The organism is Sphingobacterium sp. CZ-2, assembly GCF_004526235.1.
Lineage (GTDB): Bacteria > Bacteroidota > Bacteroidia > Sphingobacteriales > Sphingobacteriaceae > Sphingobacterium > Sphingobacterium tenebrionis.
In genome coordinates this window covers 215,095-232,413 of the sequence record NZ_CP038159.1, presented here as the reverse complement: position 1 = coordinate 232,413, position 17,319 = coordinate 215,095, and the positions used below count along the sequence as shown (strand labels likewise).

Sequence of the window (17,319 nt, the reverse complement as noted above, 5' to 3'; positions counted from 1 at the left end):
CATAATCATACATTTTAAACGTAAGTAAATCGGTATATTTGGCATATGAGTAACATTAAAAACATTGCCGTTTTAACTTCTGGAGGTGATTCTCCAGGTATGAATGCCGGTATCCGTGCAGTTATCCGTTCAGGTATTTACCATGGAATGAACATGTTTGGTATCCGTAGAGGATACGATGGCATGGTTCAGGGCGATATTATTGCGATGGATGCTAAATCTGTAGCCAATATCATCCAACGTGGTGGTACCATCCTGAAAACAGCAAGAAGTGATGAATTCAGAACTGTCGAAGGAAGAAAACAAGCTTACGAAAACCTTAAAAAACATGATATTGATGCCTTAGTGGTTATTGGTGGAGACGGAACCTTTACAGGAGCATCCAAATTCATTGAAGAATTTGATATTCCTATTATTGGTATGCCCGGCACCATCGATAATGACTTGAATGGTACAGACTTTACGATCGGTTATGATACAGCCATCAACACCGTAGTGGATGCTGTAGATAAGATCCGTGATACCGCAGAGTCCCACGACCGCCTATTTGTGGTGGAAGTGATGGGTCGCGACTCCGGTCTGATCGCTTTACGTTCAGGTATCAGTACTGGTGCTGAAGCCGTGCTTATCCCAGAACTGGAAGTGGATTATGATGCCATCATGAAACGCCTGGATAAAACCAGAAAAAACAAATCATCCCGTATCATCATCGTTGCTGAAGGTGATAAAGAAGGCGGATTGGTCGTTGCCGAAAAAATCAAGGCCAACTTCCCTGCTTATGATGTTCGTGTTTCCATATTGGGACATATCCAACGCGGTGGATCACCAACCTGTATGGACCGTGTGTTAGCTAGCCGTTTGGGTGTTGCCGCGGTAGAAGGACTTCTCGAAGGTCGTAAAGGCGAAATGGCCGGATTGATCTGTGGAAATGTACAATTTACCCCGTTCAACAAAGCCATCAAGCATATTGATAAAATCAATACCAACCTTACTCGGATCGTCGAAATCCTTTCCTTGTAAGGAAAAAAAATACCTGAAATCCCGTTTCCAAAAAAGAAACGGGATTTTTTATTTTATACCTTTGTTTAAAATTTTTGGAGATGCAAATAGCTGAACTTTATCAAATCTACCTAGACTACCCATCCATCTGTACGGATACGCGTCAGATCACTAAAGACTGTATATTTTTTGCCCTTAAAGGGGAATCTTTTAATGGGAATACCTTTGCCGAAAAAGCATTGGAGGCCGGGGCTAAATATGTGGTGCTGGATGATCGGGAATATGTTCAGGATGGCCCCGCTTATATCCTGGTAGAGGATGTGTTAAGCAGTTTGCAGGCCTTGGCTACACATCATCGGAAACAATTGGATATCCCTTTTGTGGGGATTACGGGAACCAATGGTAAAACTACCAGCAAGGAATTGTTATACAGCGTCCTTTCCCAAAAATTCAAGGCTTTTGCTACGAAGGGAAACCTGAACAACCATATCGGTGTTCCTTTGACTATTCTTTCCTTACCAAAGGATCTGGAACTGGCCATTATTGAAATGGGTGCTAATCATCAGGGAGAAATTGAATTTCTATGTCATATCGCGCAGCCAAGCCATGGTCTGATCACCAATGTGGGCAAGGCTCATCTGGAAGGGTTTGGTTCTTTTGAAGGAGTGATGAAGACCAAAGGAGAGCTTTATGATTACCTTAAGGAGCATAATGGGCAGGTTTTTGTTCAAGGGGATAATGAATTTCTGATGAAGATGGCGGAGGATAGGAAGTTGAAAGATATTTTTTATTACGGTTTTTCGGATAAGAATGATGTTCAGGGAGGATTGGTGGTTGCTGATCCTTTATTGACTATTTTTTGGAAAGAGCGGGGGGAAAATGGAACGCATGAGGTGAATACGCATTTAACGGGGGCTTATAATACGGAGAACATGCTGGCTGCTGTTGCGGTGGGATTGCATTTTGGATTAAGTGCGGAGGAGATTAATGCAGGGCTGGAGGGATATGTGCCTCAGAACAATCGTTCACAGATTACAAAGACTGACGGTAATACTATTATTGCAGATTATTATAATGCGAATGCGAGTAGTATGGCGGCGGCAATTGAAAATATTAAGGTGATCAAGGCGGAGAGGAAAGCAGCGATATTGGGCGATATGTTCGAAATGGGGGATCAGAGTGTGGAGGAGCATAGAAAGGTTATTGCAGCAGCTAAAGCTGTTGAACTGGATAGATTGATTTTTGTTGGAAAGGCTTTTTTTGGATTGAGGGATGAAGTTGTTGAGGGCGATAAGGATGTAGAGAACCTGATGGTTGATGAAACAAAAGCGGTTGAATTTTATGAAACAACGGAAGAAGCAAAAGCGGCTTTGGTTAAGGATCCGATAAAGGATTTTATGATTTTGTTGAAAGCCTCTCGTGGGATGGCTTTTGAAAGGTTAATGGAAGTTTTGTAGAAATACGGCTTTGCGAGGCTTTAAAGCGTCATTGCGAGGAACGAAGCAATCTTTGGACTTTGTCATCCTGAATGTAGTCTTTGTCATGCTGAGCGTAGTCGAAGGATCTGTACGGTTACTTACGAACAGATGCTTCGACTACGCTCAGCATGACATGCGGGAAGATTGCTTCGTCGTACCTCCTCGCAATGACGAATATATCGCAATGACGAGTATAACGTAATGACATATATATCGCAATGATGATAATTCCTCGCAATGAGTATAACGTAATGTACATATATGTCGCAATGACAAAGAAACCTACCTCCCCGTCTCCAGGTTCAATTCCTTCTCCTTATTAATCAAATTCAAAATACTAGTATCATTCAAAATCTGCAGCATCGCATTCCTCACCTCAATAAACGTATCCCGAATCCCACAAGCATGCTCTTCCACACATTCCTCACAAGAGCGGTAAAAATTCAAACTCACACAAGGCAACAACGCAATCGGACCATCCACCAAACGCATCACCTGCGAGAGATAAATATCCTCCGGCGCCTTGTTCAAGCTATAACCACCTCCAGCGCCTTTCTTGGAATACAAAATCCCCGCATTACGCATCTCCAATAGTATCTGTTCCAAGAATTTCTTCGGAATACGTTCCTCCTCCGCAATCTTTCCGATCTGCATAGGCTCCTTTCCATAATTCCTTCCCAATACCATTAGGGCTTTGATAGCGTATTTTGTTTTCTTCGATAGCATATTTTTCCTCTACTAGCTTATCCTCAAAAATATGAAAATTTAAGGACTATTTCTGTAAGACCTCCACAATAGGCTGCCCTATAGAACCATTAGGTTCCATCACGTGCAATAGCGCACTGATCGTAGGCGCAATATCCGTAATGTGCACCATTTTATTCGTCTTGCCCTTATTCACACCCCATCCCATAAAAACCAATGGAATATGCGAATCATAAGGCGTCCAGGTACCATGGGTCGTTCCGGTAGATCTTGGCGTTCCGTCATACCATTGCGGTTCCGTAATGATCTGAATCGCTCCACTACGTTTCCTGTTATAGCCATTCACGATCTTCTCACGCAGCTGAGCCGGAATCATCATATTCTCACCACCTTCCATATCCACCACAAAAGCTACCCCATCCTCATGACGCAGCATCTTGATGATCGACTTCTTGATCTTCTCCTCATCCAATTTCTGTTTTTCAATCAAGCCATAATTCAAATGAACCTGATAGTTCATCAAACTGGAAACGATCTTATCCACTCCAAATTCAGCCTGCAACTGTTCGTTCAGATTACGCATGATCTGGCGGGAAAAGAAATAGCCCCCATTACCACGCATATCCATAAAATAACGGGAGTTATAGGAAGCCGCATGGTCCGCTGTAAGGAAGAATGTATAATTTCCCTTACCAACAGTTTTATCCAAGTAATTGAAGAATTCAGCCAATTCTTGGTCCAAACGAAGGTAGATATCCTCAATCTCCACCGAAGAAAGCGAATAGCGGTGTCCCACGTAATCCGTAGCCGAAAGACTCACCGCTAGAAAATCTGTAGCCTTTGTCGGATTCTTGCCTAGATTCTCCTGCTTGATCGCTTCTTTGGCAAAATCTAAGGTAAATGTATTTCCGAAAGGCGTGGTTTTGATCAGTTCATAACCCGCATCCTTCATCAACAACGAAGTTTTGCGCGGAAATGTCGGAGTTTCCTCCCCTGCCCATTTGCCTTCATACACATTATCATCATCCACACTGTTGTTCTTATAGGTTTCGATAGGATATAAAGTATTCCAATCCTGCTTCAACAACTTCTCCGCCAATTTCTGCTTATTGAAATTCTGCACCCAATTCGGCAGGTTTTCCATATAATAAGTACTACTGATCCAATCGCCCGAATTTGCTTCAAACCAATATGCCGCATCAGCAAAGTGACCTGCAGGTAAAATTCCTCCCCTATCCTTGATCGCAATACCGATCACCTTGGATTGAAAATTGGTGGCCAATTTCAACTGATCGGTAACCGTTGAAGCCAAGAGGTTTCTTGGGGATTGTTTCCCTTCCTTCTCCTTTGTCCCAACACCCTCTACCGCATCATCTTGTGTACAATACATCGACGTGCCGGTCTGTTGCTCGATCCAGTCATTACCCGCAATTCCGTGGATTGCAGGAACACTTCCTGTGTAAACGGAACTATGTCCGATAGCCGTAAAAGTAGGCACATAATCGATCAGGGTGTTCTCGCAGGAAAAACCATCACGAAGCAATCTTTTAAAACCATCATTACCATAACGATCCGCGAAACGGTAAAGGTAGTCCCATCGCATTTGGTCTACCATTAAGCCAACAACCAATTTAGGCCTTTCTACTTGTGCTGAAACGACATTGCTGAACAAGGCCAGCAACAAAAGAAAACTAAATTTTTTACGCATCATGTGTGTATTTAATTTATTTAGAAATGAGGTGACGTTTAAGGTAGTCACCCGTATAGGATTGATTACATGTTATCAGGTCTTCCGGTGTTCCTGCAAATACCAGATTACCCCCCTTCTCACCTCCTTCAGGACCAATATCAATAACCCAATCTGCTGATTTGATCATATCCAGGTTGTGCTCGATCACCAGCACGGAGTTGCCCAGTTCGATCAATGCTGAAAATGCCTTAAGCAATTTGCTGATATCATGGAAATGTAGGCCGGTTGTAGGTTCATCAAAAATAAACAAAGTTTTTTTCTGATTGTTCCCTTTTATTAAAAAAGAGGCCAATTTAATCCTTTGCGCCTCACCACCAGACAGGGTGCTGGAAGATTGACCCAACTTCACGTAGCCTAAACCTACCTCCTGCAAAGGTTTCAGCTTGTTCAAGATCTTAGGCTGATCAGCGAAGAATTCGATCGCTTCATCCACACTCAGGTCTAGGATATCAGACACCGATTTCCCTTGGTACTGCACATCCAACACGTATTGTTTAAAGCGCTTTCCTTCGCAGGCCTCACAAGGAAGCACAATATCCGCCATAAACTGCATCTCGATCTTCACAACCCCTTCACCTTGACAGATCTCACATCTCCCTCCTTCTACGTTGAAGGAGAATGCTGATGGTTTTAGCCCGTTGGCCTTAGCCGCCGGAAGACTCGAAAACAAGGCCCTGATTTCATCCCAAGCCTTTACATAGGTAACCGGATTAGAACGTGTCGAACGACCGATAGGGTTCTGATCCACCATTTCGACCTGTTCTACCTGATCGATAGCCCCTTCCAGACCATCAAACAAACCCGTCTGATCGCCGGAATAACTACCCACAGCCTTTTGCAGCGCAGGGTATAAGATCCGTTTCACCAAAGAGGTCTTACCCGAACCGGATACCCCCGAAACGACCGTAAAGACATTCAAGGGGAAATCTACCGTGATTCCTTTCAGGTTATTTTCCCGTGCACCCAGTACCCGGATGGATTCGTTCCATTTTCTTCTCTTATCAGGAACAGGGATTTGAAGCTGCTCGCTTAAATACTCCCCTGTCAAACTCTTCTTATCCGTTAATATTTCTTTATAGGTCCCTGCAAATACCAATTCACCCCCGTTGATCCCCGCTTCAGGGCCAATATCGATCAGGTAATCCGCAGCTTCCATCATCTCCTGCTCATGCTCCACCACGATCACGGTATTGCCCGCATCGCGAAGGGATTTCAATACCCCGATCAATCGTTGGGTATCCCGCGGATGCAATCCAATACTCGGTTCATCCAGCACATAAATGGAACCTACAAGGGAACTTCCCAAAGAAGTCGCCAGGTTGATCCGTTGGGATTCCCCTCCTGAAAGACTATTGCTCAGGCGGTTCAAGGTCAGGTAACTTAAGCCCACATCACTCAAGAACTGCAGCCTGTTGTTGATCTCTGCCAATAACCTTTTGGCAATGATGGCATCATGGTCTGAAAGCTTCAGGGACTGGAACAAGGCCAAAGTCTCATCCAAAGGCATCAATACGATATCGGTGATCGAATGATCGTTTATCTTTACGAAACTCGCATCCTTACGCAAGCGCGTGCCCTTACATTCCGGACAATCCGTTTTTCCACGATAGCGGGAAAGCATTACACGGTATTGGATTTTATAGGTCTGTTCTTCCAGCTCGGCAAAGAAATCATTCAAGCCGCGGAAATATTTGTTCCCCGTCCATAATACCTCTTGCTGTGCTTTGGTCAGGTCGCTATAGGAACGATGAATCGGAAAATCAAATTTCAGTGCATTTCGAACCAGTTTCTCCAACCACAGCCCCATCTTCTCCCCACGCCAAGGCGCAATCGCACCATCATATACGGAGCGACTTTTATCCGGAATAACCAAATCAGGATCGATTCCAATGATCTTTCCATAACCTTCACATCGTTTACAGGCTCCGTAAGGATTATTGAAACTGAAGAAATTAGGGGTCGGCTCTTCGAATGTCATCCCATCCAGTTCAAACTTATCCGAAAAGGAGAAACTCTCCGAGTTCACTTCCACCAAACATTCACCCTTTCCTTCAAAATAGGCTGTTTGGATAGAATCCGCCAAACGGTTGATGGTGTCATCGCTATGATCCAACATAATCCGATCGATCACGATATAGATATCACCCTCTTTAAAAGTTGAATTCGCGACCTCTTTATTCTCCAGTACCGATTCGATCTTCTGTATGCTATCCTGATGTTTGATCCGCACAAAACCCTTCTGCAAAAGCAGCGACAATTCTTCCTTTAACTTCCGTTTATTGGTTGGTATTAAAGGGCTATAAATCGTGATGGTCGAATCGTCCTCATAGGCTAGTAGACGATCCACAATATGGGTCACCGTATCCTTCTTCACCTCTTTGCCCGAAATGGGCGAGTAGGTCTTACCGATACGGGCAAACAATAATTTGAGGTAATCATAGATCTCGGTGGATGTACCTACCGTCGATCGGGGATTGGAGGAGATCACTTTTTGTTCAATGGCAATTGCCGGAGCAATCCCTTTGATGTAATCCACATCCGGTTTATTCATTCTGCCCATGAACTGACGGGCGTAGGAAGAAAGACTTTCTACGTATCTCCGTTGCCCTTCGGCATATAAGGTATCAAATGCTAATGAGGATTTCCCGGAACCGGACATCCCTGTTATCACCACCAACTGGTTTTTAGGGATATCAACATCAATATTTTTAAGATTATTAACCCGCGCTCCTTTTATCTGAATATGTGTCCTAGGACTATGATTTGCAGTTTTTTGCATAACCATCAAAGGTAGGCAAAAGTCGTGAATTTCCTACCCTTATCGAGGTAATTTCTCCGGCCGGTTCATGCGGTATTTCGTGGCGGTCACCGATTGTAGGAAGGCGGCCAATTGTTGGATTTCCCCTTTTGTGAGGTCAAGTTTCTTCATCAATGGATCTACTCGTGGATGCATGGGATCGGCCAATTGGGCTTCCGTTTTCGGGTTGTTCATCTGCATGCCGCTATTGTACATATTCAGCAAACCGATCATATTGTCGAACAGGCCATTGTGCATCCAAGGGTCGGTATTCATCACATCACGCAAAGAAGGTGTACGGAATTTGCCTACGTCTTTCGGATCTTTGGTCACGATATAGCGCCCCAGGTCCTCATATTTCCGTTTGTAGTAGGTCAATCCGATATTATGAAAATCCTCATCGGTCATAAACTGTCCATTGTGGCAGTTCATACAACGTGCTTTTGTCCGGAAGAGGTGCAATCCTGCGATCTCATCATCGGTCAAGGCATTATGCTTACCATCCAAGAACTCATCAAAACGGCTCCTTCTGCTGGTCAAGGTACGCTGAAAAGAGGCCAAAGCTTTCATGATCTCTGGCATGGAGAAATCTTCCTCTCCAAAAGCCTCCATGAACAATTGTTTATAAGCTGGAATAGCCTTTAATTTAGGCACCAGTTTCGTCAGGTCCATCGCCATCTCATTATGGGCTTCGATCGGGCTTAACGCCTGTTCTTCCAGGGAATGGGCTCTTCCATCCCAGAACATGGTCTTACGCGCATATACATTTAATAAAGAAGGAGTATTTCGGGTACCGACCAAATGGTCATGACCTACCGGAACGGTAGAATGGTCTGCCCAGGAAGTCTGTGGATTATGGCAGGAGCTACAGGAAATCTGATTGGAACCTGAAAGGATCGGATCGAAAAAGAGGAACTTGCCTAATTTCACATCCGGTTTTTCCATCAATGAGAAATAACTGCTATCAAGCTTAGGCAGGGATTTAAATTCCGACCAATTTGCTCCAGAGTCGATCGTTGGTTTTGGCCATTCCGATATAGGTTTGCTATATAACGCACGCAGATCAGACAATCCTTTATCTGATAAAAACGCGGTACTTAAAACTGTCAATCCTATTGCCAAAGCAATGAACATTATCCTCTTCATGCTGTTCTTTTCTGAAAAACCTCCGCAAATTTAAACTAATTCTAAATAATAGACTAATTTTTCTCTTCTTCTAATTTTTTGAGGAGTTTCTCGACCTCTTCTTCCGAGGCTGTCAATTTGGCTTTACAGATGGTCAACAAGGCTGTTGCACGGTTAATCTTTACCGTCAATTCATCGACGGCAACATCGCCCGACTCAATCTCCGACACGATCTGTTGAAGCTCTTCATAAGCCTCTTGGTAAGTGTATTTATTTTCCATCTTGTTCTTGTTTTGAAAGTACCTCCGTTATCAATTTCCCATCCTCCAACTGAATATCCAATCGATCCCCAACCTGCGCCTGATCCAATTTATGCACCGCTTTTCCATTCGATCGCACGATGCTGAACCCTCTTTTCAACACATGGATAGGGTTCAACAAAGCCAACATTCGTTCTATCTGCAATAAGGCCGACTGTTCGTCCTTGATGGTTCTTCTGCTCAATTGCGCCAACTGATTTCTGGCCTGTTCCATCTTGGTCTTCTCCTGCAGCAGAACGGTCTTCGAATTCCAGGTTATCGAACTGATCAGGTTCGCCAACTTGATGTGTTCATCCGCAAAGGTCTTTCGGGCTGCCCGGATAATCTTTTCGGTTGCCTGATCGACGGGAATAGCAAAGTTGTGAAACTTTTGTAGCAGGAAATCCGCTAGTTCGCTGGGGGTGATGGCATTCTTATAGGCCACCATTTCGCTCACGGTTTCATTGGTGGAATGCCCAATCCCTGTCAGTACCGGTATCGGGAATATTGCAATGGCTTTCGCCAAGAGGTAATTGTTATAGGAAGTCAACCCGACATCTCCACCGCCACCACGGATAATGGCCACCGCATCGAAATGTTCCATGCGTTCCGCGATCACCTCCAATTGTTTGATGATACTCGGGATGGATTTATCCCCCTGCAATAGCGCAGGGAACAAGGTCGTGCTAAAGGTATAGCCCCAAGGATTGCCATGGATGATCTTAAAAAAATCGGATAGCCCTTTACTGGTTTCTACCGATATGATCGCCAATCGTTTGGGCACCATGGGAAAGGGCAAGGACCGATTGGCATCGTAAAGCCCTTCAGCCTTTAACTTTCGGATACTCTCCCTTTTCTCTTTCTCCAGTTCCCCTAAGACAAAGGTGGGGTCGATGTCCACAATCTTTAAAGAAAATCCATATAAAGGATCATAGGATATGCCCGCTTGAAAAAGCATGGTGATCCCTTCGCGAAGGGGTTCGCCCAAAACCTCCATAAATTGCCTATTGATGCGTTGATAATCCATTTTCCAAAGGATGGACCGCATTTCAGCAACCACCTTGCCATCGGTTTTTTCCAATAGTTCGGGATAGCAATGGCCCGAATGGGTATAATGGTTCAGCTTGTTCATCTCCGCCTTTATCCAATAGAGGCTTTTATACCGTTCAGCAATCGTTTTCTGGATGCTGCGCGATACTTCCAATAGGGTAAAAACGGTTTTATCAGCTAAGATTTCGGGCATATCTCAAAGATAATCAATTATTCTATGCTCTTGATGCATGTTTGTGCGTTTTATTAGTACATTTACAGTATAAATCCTAAAACAAACATGATCCGAAAGATAAACCTTGCTGTCCTAGGGCTTTTATGTCTATTCCAAGCCGCCAATGCACAATACAAACAGGTATTGGTCAATAAAACACAGATTATCCATAACAAACAATCTATCCTACCCTTCAAGAAGTTAGATCAATATCGCATTGCCGTGGTAACCACGGATAATCAAAAATATGCGCCATTTATCCAACAGCTTCAGCGCTATGCGGATGTAACGGTAAGCGATTTTCAGCATTTCGACGAGAATACAAAATATTACAACAGCATCATCGTTGCCGGATCTGCCAGTGATTTCAGGTCAGATTATGCTGCTATGGTCTTACAATCCGCAGTAAACAACAAAAATGTGATCCTCTGCCGATTTGGAACCGACCAGAATTATACCAACATCGGTCTCAATAGCCAGAATCTAAGTCGTTTTGCCAGTTTGGTCTATAGCCCCGAAACGGATGCTGAAGGCCAAGTTAATGCCGCTATGTCTATTTTTGGCGGCTTAGGTGTAACCGAGGGCAAAATCAAAACCACACAGACCCGATTACAATATACCCAGGGTAAACAATCGGGATTGAACATTGCGGAAATGACCCAAAAGATCGATGCCATTGCCAAAGAAGCCATCGAGCAAAAAGGAGCTCCAGGAATGACCGTGATGGCCGTAAAAGACGGACAGGTTATCTTTGAAAAAGCCTATGGCTACCATACCTATGAAAATCAACGGGCCAATTCCATTCATGATATCTACGACTTGGCTTCGGTAAGTAAAATAGCCGGCACCACCCCTGTGGTAATGCACCTGCAGGAAAAGAAGATCATTAACCTGGACAGCACCATGGGCCATTACCTTTGGCAGGCCAAGAAAAGCAATAAAGCCAATATCACCCTTCGGACAGTCCTGCTCCATGAAGCCGGATTCACCCCTTTCATCCCTTTCTACAGGAGCCTGAAACCGGGCGATCTTGTCCATAGCCCCGATGAGAACCATCAGGTACAAGTGGCCGATAATGCCTATTTAAAGAATAATTATTACCGGGATGTCATGTGGCCAGAAATGCTAGCATCATCCGTAAAACCGATCGGCAACTATGTCTATTCGGATATCAGCATGTATGTCATGAAAGAGGTTTCGGAGCATGAAACATCCGTTCCCATGCAGGAATATGTACAACAGATCCTGTACCGCCCGATCGGTATGAAAACAGCGGGCTATAACCCAAGGACACGGTTCGCGAAGAACCGTATCGTTCCAACCCAAAATGACACCTTATTCCGTAAAACCCTTTTGGAAGGTTTTGTACATGATGAGGGGGCTGCCATGGCCGGTGGAGTTGCCGGACATGCGGGGCTATTTGCCTCCGCGAATGACCTCGCCATTTATGGACAATTATTATTGAACAGAGGAAAATACGGTGGTGCAACCTATTTCAAGCCAGAAACCGTAGATCTTTTCACCTCCAAGCAATCGGCCACAAGCCGCCGAGGATTGGGCTTCGACCGCTTTGACCCGAACTCCAAATCTGGTTATCCTTCTAAATTGGCCAATAGTTCTGTCTATGGCCATACCGGCTATACCGGAACCTGTATCTGGATCGATCCGAAGAATCAATTGGTCTATATTTTCCTGTCCAACCGCGTGCATCCACAAGTCTCCACGAAATTATTGGATCTCAATATCCGCTCTAGGATCCAGGATGTGATCTATGAAACCATCAATAAAGCCAAGAAATGAAAACCCTATCATTCAGCCTAATCGCCTGTTGCCTATCCCTGCTTACAGCCAAGGCACAAGACCGTAACCTGTCCAAGGATTATAAAAAAATCCATGAAGAGCTTCTGTTGATCGATGGCCATAACGATGTCATCATTGAAAGTATCCTTCCGGGGTTAGATATTGGCAAACGCATCAAATCAGGGCATACCGACCTTCCACGGCTAAAGGAAGGGGGCGTTGATGTGCAGGTATTCGCGGTTTGGTCTGATGATAAGAAATGGAAGAAAAATGCCTTTAAGCATGCCAATGATCAACTGGATGCCTTAGAAAAATTACTGCAGAACAATCCCGATAAAATCGAATTGGCGAAGAGTGCCGCTGATATCGAACGCATACATCAGGCTGGCAAGATCGTCGCCTTGATCGGTATCGAAGGGGGAAACATGATCGAAGAGAACATCGAAAACCTCGATAAATTATATGATCGTGGCGCCCGATACCTCACCCTGACCTGGAACTACAATCTCCCTTGGGCAACTGCCGCTGCCGAAGAGGTAAAGACCAAAGGGGATAAAGGGAAAGGGTTGAACGAAAATGGAAGGGCCATCATTAAAAGAATGAACGAACTGGGGATGATGGTTGATCTTTCCCATGCGGGCAAGAAAACATTCTATGATGTGATGGAAATCAGTAGCAAACCCGTATTGGTATCCCATAGCAATGCTGCTGCCCTAACGCCGCATTACCGCAATCTGGATGATCAACAATTGACAGCCCTCCAGAAGAATGGCGGCGTCATTGGTGTTAATTTTTATTCGGAATTCTTGGATTCCGGCTATAAAAGCCGTGTGGAAAAAGTATTTACAAAAAACCATCAAGTAGATCCAGCTAAGAAATTATCCCTAGATAAGATGTATGCCCAGTTAACCAAGAAACAGAGGCAGCAGGTGGATGCACCTATGGAAATGGTGCTCAAACATATCGATTATTTGGTATCCAAGGTAGGCATAGATCATGTAGCGATCGGTTCTGATTTCGATGGCATCAATTCGGCACCCATCGGCTTGGAAGATGTTTCCAAATTTCCCAACCTGACCAAAGCATTATTGGAAAGAGGTTATAAAAAGGCTGATATCGCGAAGATTATGGGGTTGAACTTCCTAAGGGTCCTTAAAGAAAACGAAAGGAAATAGGTTAATCTTCCAATTGCACCAATTCATCGTAGTTTTTATCCAACTTATTGACCAGTCGGATATAGATCAATCGGAAATAGAATTTCATCAATTTGATGATAAAAAACCCCATAATACTTACGGCAATGATTGTAAATATGGCATAAAGCATCATTTCTCCCGTACTTTTATCAAAAATATGCTTTTCGATAATGAAGGAAATCGACCCAATAGTCAAGGAAATAATAATCAAATAGATATTGAAGGAAATATACTGGTTTACGGTTTTGCGTGAAGCTAATATATCGTTCAATAAATCCTTGGTATTATTGGTGTTCTTGATCTTATAATAGGCCTGAAAGAAAGTATAGATAAAATAAAACGTGATCACATAGGAAATAACATTGATCGATTGATCGATGATCTTCAACCAAAGGGGATCCGTATCACGTCCCATTTCCACATCTGAAAAGAAAAAGAACCACGCATTAAAAGCGAGTCCTAAAAATAGCTCGATCACGGAAACGAAGAAAATCCATTTCGCTAGGGATGAGGAGCTTTTATAGAGCATACGACGGATCTCCTCCTTATTTACTTTCGGAAAATCCCCATCCTTATTCCAATGCTGTTTCAGTAAATCTAAGCCATCCATTATACGATTCCTTTTTTAGCCAATATTTCTTTTATTTTTCCTTTGATGCGGTTCATCTTCACCCGGGCATTTACCTCGGAGATACCCAATGTTTCGGAGATCTCTGCATAATCCTTATCTTCCAGGTACATATAGACCAAGGCCTTGTCGATATCGTTTAATTGTCGGACAGCATCGTAAAGGAACTTCAGTTGCTCTTCCTCTTCCGAATTATATTCTTCATATTTGATATTGGCAAATGATTGATCCCAATCCACCGTGCTGATCTTATTGCGTTTGGATCGGTAGAGGGAAATCGCCGTGTTCAGGGAAACCCGGTAAGCCCAAGTCGAAAACTTGGAATCCCCCTTGAACTTCGGATATGACCGCCATAACTGAATGACCATCTCTTGGAAAAGATCTTGGTGCGAAGCCACATCTGAGGCATATAGCCTACAGATCTTGTGGAGAATATTTTGGTTATCCTCCAGCAGCGCCACAAATTCTTGCTCCAGGTTAGTATTCATTTTAGGCTATTTGTCGACAATATAGTCCTTATGTTACAACTTGTAGGTACATTTTTTTAAATTCGCTTAATGGCTAAAACGAAATCAGCATATTTCTGTCAATCCTGTGGTTATGAATCACCGAAATGGCTAGGACAATGTCCATCCTGTAAACAATGGAACAGCTTTGTGGAAGAAGTGGTGGAAAAAAGTTCCTCTCGGGTTCCTGAATGGCGAAGTACCAGTACGGTACCCGGAACCAATAAACGCAGCAACAAAGCGGCAATCATCCATGAAATCGTTTATTCGGAAGAGCAACGGATCTTAAGTCCGGACAAGGAGTTCAACCGCGTCTTGGGGGGTGGGATCGTTCCGGGATCCTTGGTCCTGATCGGCGGGGAACCGGGCATCGGTAAATCAACCCTGATGTTGCAACTTGCCCTTTCCATTCCGCAGGTGAAAACATTATATATCTCCGGGGAGGAAAGTGAACAGCAGATCAAGATGCGGGCGGAACGTCTCTCCCAGAGTTCCAACGCCAACTGTTATATCCTGACGGAAACCTCCATGCAGAACATCTTTAAACAGATCGATCAGGTAGAGCCGAATGTGGTGGTGATAGATTCCATACAGACTTTACATACCGCGCAGATTGAATCTGCTCCGGGTTCTGTATCGCAGGTAAGGGAATGTACGGCGGAGTTATTGCGTTTTGCCAAGGAAACCAATACCCCGGTTTTTATTGTAGGGCATATCACGAAAGATGGCAGTATTGCCGGGCCTAAAGTGCTGGAACATATGGTGGATACGGTGCTTCAGTTTGAAGGCGACCGGCATCATGTGTACCGCATTCTGCGAGCGGTGAAGAATCGTTTTGGTTCTTCCTCGGAATTAGGGATCTATGAGATGCAGGGATCGGGGCTGAGGGAGGTTTCCAATCCTTCAGAGATCATGCTGTCCCAGCGGGAGGAACCTGTCAGTGGGATCGCTGTAGCGGCCATGCTGGAGGGTATTCGGCCTTTGATGATCGAGGTACAGGCATTGGTGTCAAATTCAGCTTTTGGTACCCCACAACGAAGCTCTACGGGTTTTGATACAAAACGGTTGAATATGTTGTTGGCGGTATTGGAGAAAAGGTTTGGCCTTAGGCTGAGTGCGCAGGATGTATTTTTAAATATTGCAGGAGGGTTAAGGGTGGAAGATCCGGCTATTGATCTGGCGGTGATTGCGGCAATTATTTCCTCCCAGCAGGATATCGCCTTGCCAGCGAATATTACTTTTGCGGGTGAGGTGGGATTATCGGGGGAAATAAGAGCGGTGAATAGGATTGAGCAAAGGATTCAGGAAGCTGAGAAATTGGGCTTTGAGCAGATTTTTATTTCGAAGTATAATAGTAAGGGCTTGGATGTGAAGAAGTATGGGATATTGGTGCGGCCCGTAGCGCAATTGGAAGATATTTTCAGGATATTGTTTGGGTAGTTTTATCCGTCATTGCGAGGCACTCTACGTCATTGCGAGGCGCTCTACGTCATTGCGAGGAGGTACGACGAAGCAATCTTTAAACTATTCGAAAGATTGCTTCGTCCCTCGCAATGACGGGTAAAGTGTCTCGCAATGACGGGTAAAGAGCTCCGCAATGACGAGAAAGCCTACTTAATAACCTCAGCCAATTTTTCTTCCAAGGCCTTGCCTCTCAAATTCGAAGCAATGATCTTTCCACTAGGATCAACCAAAAAATTAGCAGGTATCCCCTCAATAGCATACAAAGGAACGACCTCCGATTGCCAGAATTTCAAATCCGACACATGCGGCCATTGCTCCAATTTATCCTCATGAATAGCTTTTACCCAATCATCCTTCTTACCCGGACGATCCAAGGAAACGCCAAATACCGTAAAATTCTTATCCTTAAACTTATTGAACGCTGCTACAACATTTGGGTTTTCATGACGGCATGGTCCACACCAGCTCGCCCAGAAATCGATCAATACATATTTTCCTCTCAACGAAGACAATTTGATCACATTTCCAGCTGTATCCGGCAATGCAATTTCCGGAGCCACAGCACCGATCGCTACACCTTTCAATTTCTCAATCTTCGCAGCAATGGCTTTTCCCTTTTCGGTATTCTTCAATGCAGGCGACAATTTCTCATAAGCTGGAATACCTAGGTCATTCACATTCTCTGCAGAGATCAAATCCCCAAGAATATTCAAACTTACATAGCTATTCGGTTTGCTCAAAACAAACTGCTGGCTCAATTCTTTCTGTTTTTCAAACAAAGCCATAGCTTGGTTCTGCAACCCGCCCACAAATTCCTCATTTTCTTGCTGTTCTTTAGGTGCATCCGCATACGTCTTGTTCAATTGTGCAAACTGATCCGTCACTGGTTTCATCGCATTCTTGTAATCCGTGAAATCCTTGTTGATATCATTTCCTGATACCGTCGCTGTGCTCAGTTTATCACCTTTTACATTGATCACGCCTTTTGCCAAATACAAACCACCCACATCAGGATTACTCAATTGACGAATGCCCTTACCTTCTGGCGAAAGTATCAACTGCGCCTGTGTAGGCTGCGATACAACTCCATTGAAGGTAAATGCGCCCTTTACCACATTGGCAGAATCCAAATGATTCTGACCACCATCCGAATACGATAAGAAAACTTTTGCCGGCGCATCGTGGGTACCGATGTTACCTTTTATGGAGTAATCTTCCTGTGCAAAGAGCAAGGAAGGAACTGCAACTAGTGCACTTAGAATTAATTTTTTCATTTTCAAGTATTTAATTTATATCCGATTAAATGTT

14 protein-coding genes are annotated in these 17,319 nt (G+C 44.0%); 5 read left to right on the top strand and 9 right to left on the bottom strand.

All coding sequences use genetic code 11. The features are described 5' to 3' along the window. Nucleotides 1-45: 45 nt before the first annotated feature. Both pfkA and E3D81_RS01025 read left to right on the top strand, forming a co-directional pair. Nucleotides 46-1,020 (top strand): 6-phosphofructokinase, encoded by a 975-nt coding sequence (gene pfkA, locus E3D81_RS01030; protein ID WP_099367104.1) that lies wholly within the window; start codon nucleotides 46-48, stop codon nucleotides 1,018-1,020. Between the two features lie 80 nt (nucleotides 1,021-1,100). Beyond that, on the top strand, nucleotides 1,101-2,456 hold the full coding sequence (locus tag E3D81_RS01025; RefSeq protein ID WP_134776107.1) for a UDP-N-acetylmuramoyl-tripeptide--D-alanyl-D-alanine ligase: 1,356 nt from the start codon (nucleotides 1,101-1,103) through the stop codon (nucleotides 2,454-2,456). A 303-nt stretch (nucleotides 2,457-2,759) separates the two neighbouring features. Here E3D81_RS01025 and E3D81_RS01020 read toward each other — a convergent pair whose 3' ends face one another. Genes E3D81_RS01020 through xseA form a run of 6 tightly spaced genes read right to left on the bottom strand, consistent with a single transcriptional unit; the run spans nucleotide 2,760 to nucleotide 10,396 of the window. Continuing rightward, nucleotides 2,760-3,203: an RrF2 family transcriptional regulator gene (locus E3D81_RS01020; RefSeq protein ID WP_134776106.1), complete on the bottom strand. Its 444-nt coding sequence runs from the start codon at nucleotides 3,201-3,203 to the stop codon at nucleotides 2,760-2,762. A gap of 46 nt (nucleotides 3,204-3,249) precedes the next feature. Continuing rightward, nucleotides 3,250-4,890 (bottom strand): alkaline phosphatase PafA, encoded by a 1,641-nt coding sequence (gene pafA, locus E3D81_RS01015; RefSeq protein ID WP_134778362.1) that lies wholly within the window; start codon nucleotides 4,888-4,890, stop codon nucleotides 3,250-3,252. Nucleotides 4,891-4,906: 16 nt separating this feature from the next. Further along, complete coding sequence (uvrA, locus tag E3D81_RS01010; protein ID WP_134776105.1) at nucleotides 4,907-7,711, bottom strand: excinuclease ABC subunit UvrA; 2,805 nt, start codon at nucleotides 7,709-7,711, stop codon at nucleotides 4,907-4,909. A 39-nt stretch (nucleotides 7,712-7,750) separates the two neighbouring features. Then, on the bottom strand, nucleotides 7,751-8,875 hold the full coding sequence (locus E3D81_RS01005; RefSeq protein WP_134776104.1) for a cytochrome-c peroxidase: 1,125 nt from the start codon (nucleotides 8,873-8,875) through the stop codon (nucleotides 7,751-7,753). Between the two features lie 53 nt (nucleotides 8,876-8,928). Next, nucleotides 8,929-9,135 (bottom strand): exodeoxyribonuclease VII small subunit, encoded by a 207-nt coding sequence (gene xseB, locus E3D81_RS01000; RefSeq protein ID WP_099367098.1) that lies wholly within the window; start codon nucleotides 9,133-9,135, stop codon nucleotides 8,929-8,931. Next, nucleotides 9,125-10,396, bottom strand: a complete 1,272-nt coding sequence (xseA, locus tag E3D81_RS00995) for an exodeoxyribonuclease VII large subunit (RefSeq protein ID WP_134776103.1) — start codon at nucleotides 10,394-10,396, stop codon at nucleotides 9,125-9,127. Before xseA ends, xseB begins: the two co-directional genes overlap by 11 nt. An 87-nt stretch (nucleotides 10,397-10,483) precedes the next feature. Between xseA and E3D81_RS00990 the strand changes: the two genes are divergently transcribed. Both E3D81_RS00990 and E3D81_RS00985 read left to right on the top strand, forming a co-directional pair. Continuing rightward, nucleotides 10,484-12,217 carry a serine hydrolase domain-containing protein gene (locus tag E3D81_RS00990; protein ID WP_134776102.1) on the top strand — a complete coding sequence of 578 codons (1,734 nt, stop codon included), beginning with the start codon at nucleotides 10,484-10,486 and terminating at the stop codon, nucleotides 12,215-12,217. Beyond that, nucleotides 12,214-13,392, top strand: a complete 1,179-nt coding sequence (locus E3D81_RS00985; RefSeq protein ID WP_134776101.1) for a dipeptidase — start codon at nucleotides 12,214-12,216, stop codon at nucleotides 13,390-13,392. The genes E3D81_RS00990 and E3D81_RS00985 overlap by 4 nt, the downstream gene beginning before the upstream one ends. A gap of 1 nt (nucleotide 13,393) precedes the next feature. Here E3D81_RS00985 and E3D81_RS00980 read toward each other — a convergent pair whose 3' ends face one another. Further along, complete coding sequence (locus E3D81_RS00980; RefSeq protein ID WP_134776100.1) at nucleotides 13,394-14,023, bottom strand: hypothetical protein; 630 nt, start codon at nucleotides 14,021-14,023, stop codon at nucleotides 13,394-13,396. Next, complete coding sequence (locus E3D81_RS00975; protein ID WP_099367093.1) at nucleotides 14,023-14,529, bottom strand: RNA polymerase sigma factor; 507 nt, start codon at nucleotides 14,527-14,529, stop codon at nucleotides 14,023-14,025. The genes E3D81_RS00980 and E3D81_RS00975 overlap by 1 nt, the downstream gene beginning before the upstream one ends. A 69-nt stretch (nucleotides 14,530-14,598) precedes the next feature. On the opposite strand from E3D81_RS00975, the gene radA reads away from it, so the two are divergent. Then, on the top strand, nucleotides 14,599-15,987 hold the full coding sequence (radA, locus tag E3D81_RS00970; RefSeq protein WP_134776099.1) for a DNA repair protein RadA: 1,389 nt from the start codon (nucleotides 14,599-14,601) through the stop codon (nucleotides 15,985-15,987). A 170-nt stretch (nucleotides 15,988-16,157) separates the two neighbouring features. Here the strand turns inward: radA and E3D81_RS00965 are convergent, their stop codons facing one another. Further along, nucleotides 16,158-17,285 carry a TlpA disulfide reductase family protein gene (locus tag E3D81_RS00965; protein ID WP_099367423.1) on the bottom strand — a complete coding sequence of 376 codons (1,128 nt, stop codon included), beginning with the start codon at nucleotides 17,283-17,285 and terminating at the stop codon, nucleotides 16,158-16,160. Nucleotides 17,286-17,319: the final 34 nt, after the last annotated feature.

What these genes read in the sequence shown, in the direction of transcription:
- E3D81_RS00990 (WP_134776102.1), top strand. Translation starts at nt 10,484, where the DNA reads ATGATCCGAAAGATAAACCTTGCTGTCCTAGGGCTTTTATGTCTATTC.
- xseA (WP_134776103.1), bottom strand. Translation starts at nt 10,396, where the DNA reads ATGCCCGAAATCTTAGCTGATAAAACCGTTTTTACCCTATTGGAAGTA.
- E3D81_RS00980 (WP_134776100.1), bottom strand. Translation starts at nt 14,023, where the DNA reads ATGGATGGCTTAGATTTACTGAAACAGCATTGGAATAAGGATGGGGAT.
- E3D81_RS00985 (WP_134776101.1), top strand. Translation starts at nt 12,214, where the DNA reads ATGAAAACCCTATCATTCAGCCTAATCGCCTGTTGCCTATCCCTGCTT.
- pfkA (WP_099367104.1), top strand. Translation starts at nt 46, where the DNA reads ATGAGTAACATTAAAAACATTGCCGTTTTAACTTCTGGAGGTGATTCT.
- uvrA (WP_134776105.1), bottom strand. Translation starts at nt 7,711, where the DNA reads ATGCAAAAAACTGCAAATCATAGTCCTAGGACACATATTCAGATAAAA.
- E3D81_RS00965 (WP_099367423.1), bottom strand. Translation starts at nt 17,285, where the DNA reads ATGAAAAAATTAATTCTAAGTGCACTAGTTGCAGTTCCTTCCTTGCTC.
- E3D81_RS01020 (WP_134776106.1), bottom strand. Translation starts at nt 3,203, where the DNA reads ATGCTATCGAAGAAAACAAAATACGCTATCAAAGCCCTAATGGTATTG.
- pafA (WP_134778362.1), bottom strand. Translation starts at nt 4,890, where the DNA reads ATGCGTAAAAAATTTAGTTTTCTTTTGTTGCTGGCCTTGTTCAGCAAT.
- xseB (WP_099367098.1), bottom strand. Translation starts at nt 9,135, where the DNA reads ATGGAAAATAAATACACTTACCAAGAGGCTTATGAAGAGCTTCAACAG.
- radA (WP_134776099.1), top strand. Translation starts at nt 14,599, where the DNA reads ATGGCTAAAACGAAATCAGCATATTTCTGTCAATCCTGTGGTTATGAA.
- E3D81_RS01005 (WP_134776104.1), bottom strand. Translation starts at nt 8,875, where the DNA reads ATGAAGAGGATAATGTTCATTGCTTTGGCAATAGGATTGACAGTTTTA.
- E3D81_RS00975 (WP_099367093.1), bottom strand. Translation starts at nt 14,529, where the DNA reads ATGAATACTAACCTGGAGCAAGAATTTGTGGCGCTGCTGGAGGATAAC.
- E3D81_RS01025 (WP_134776107.1), top strand. Translation starts at nt 1,101, where the DNA reads ATGCAAATAGCTGAACTTTATCAAATCTACCTAGACTACCCATCCATC.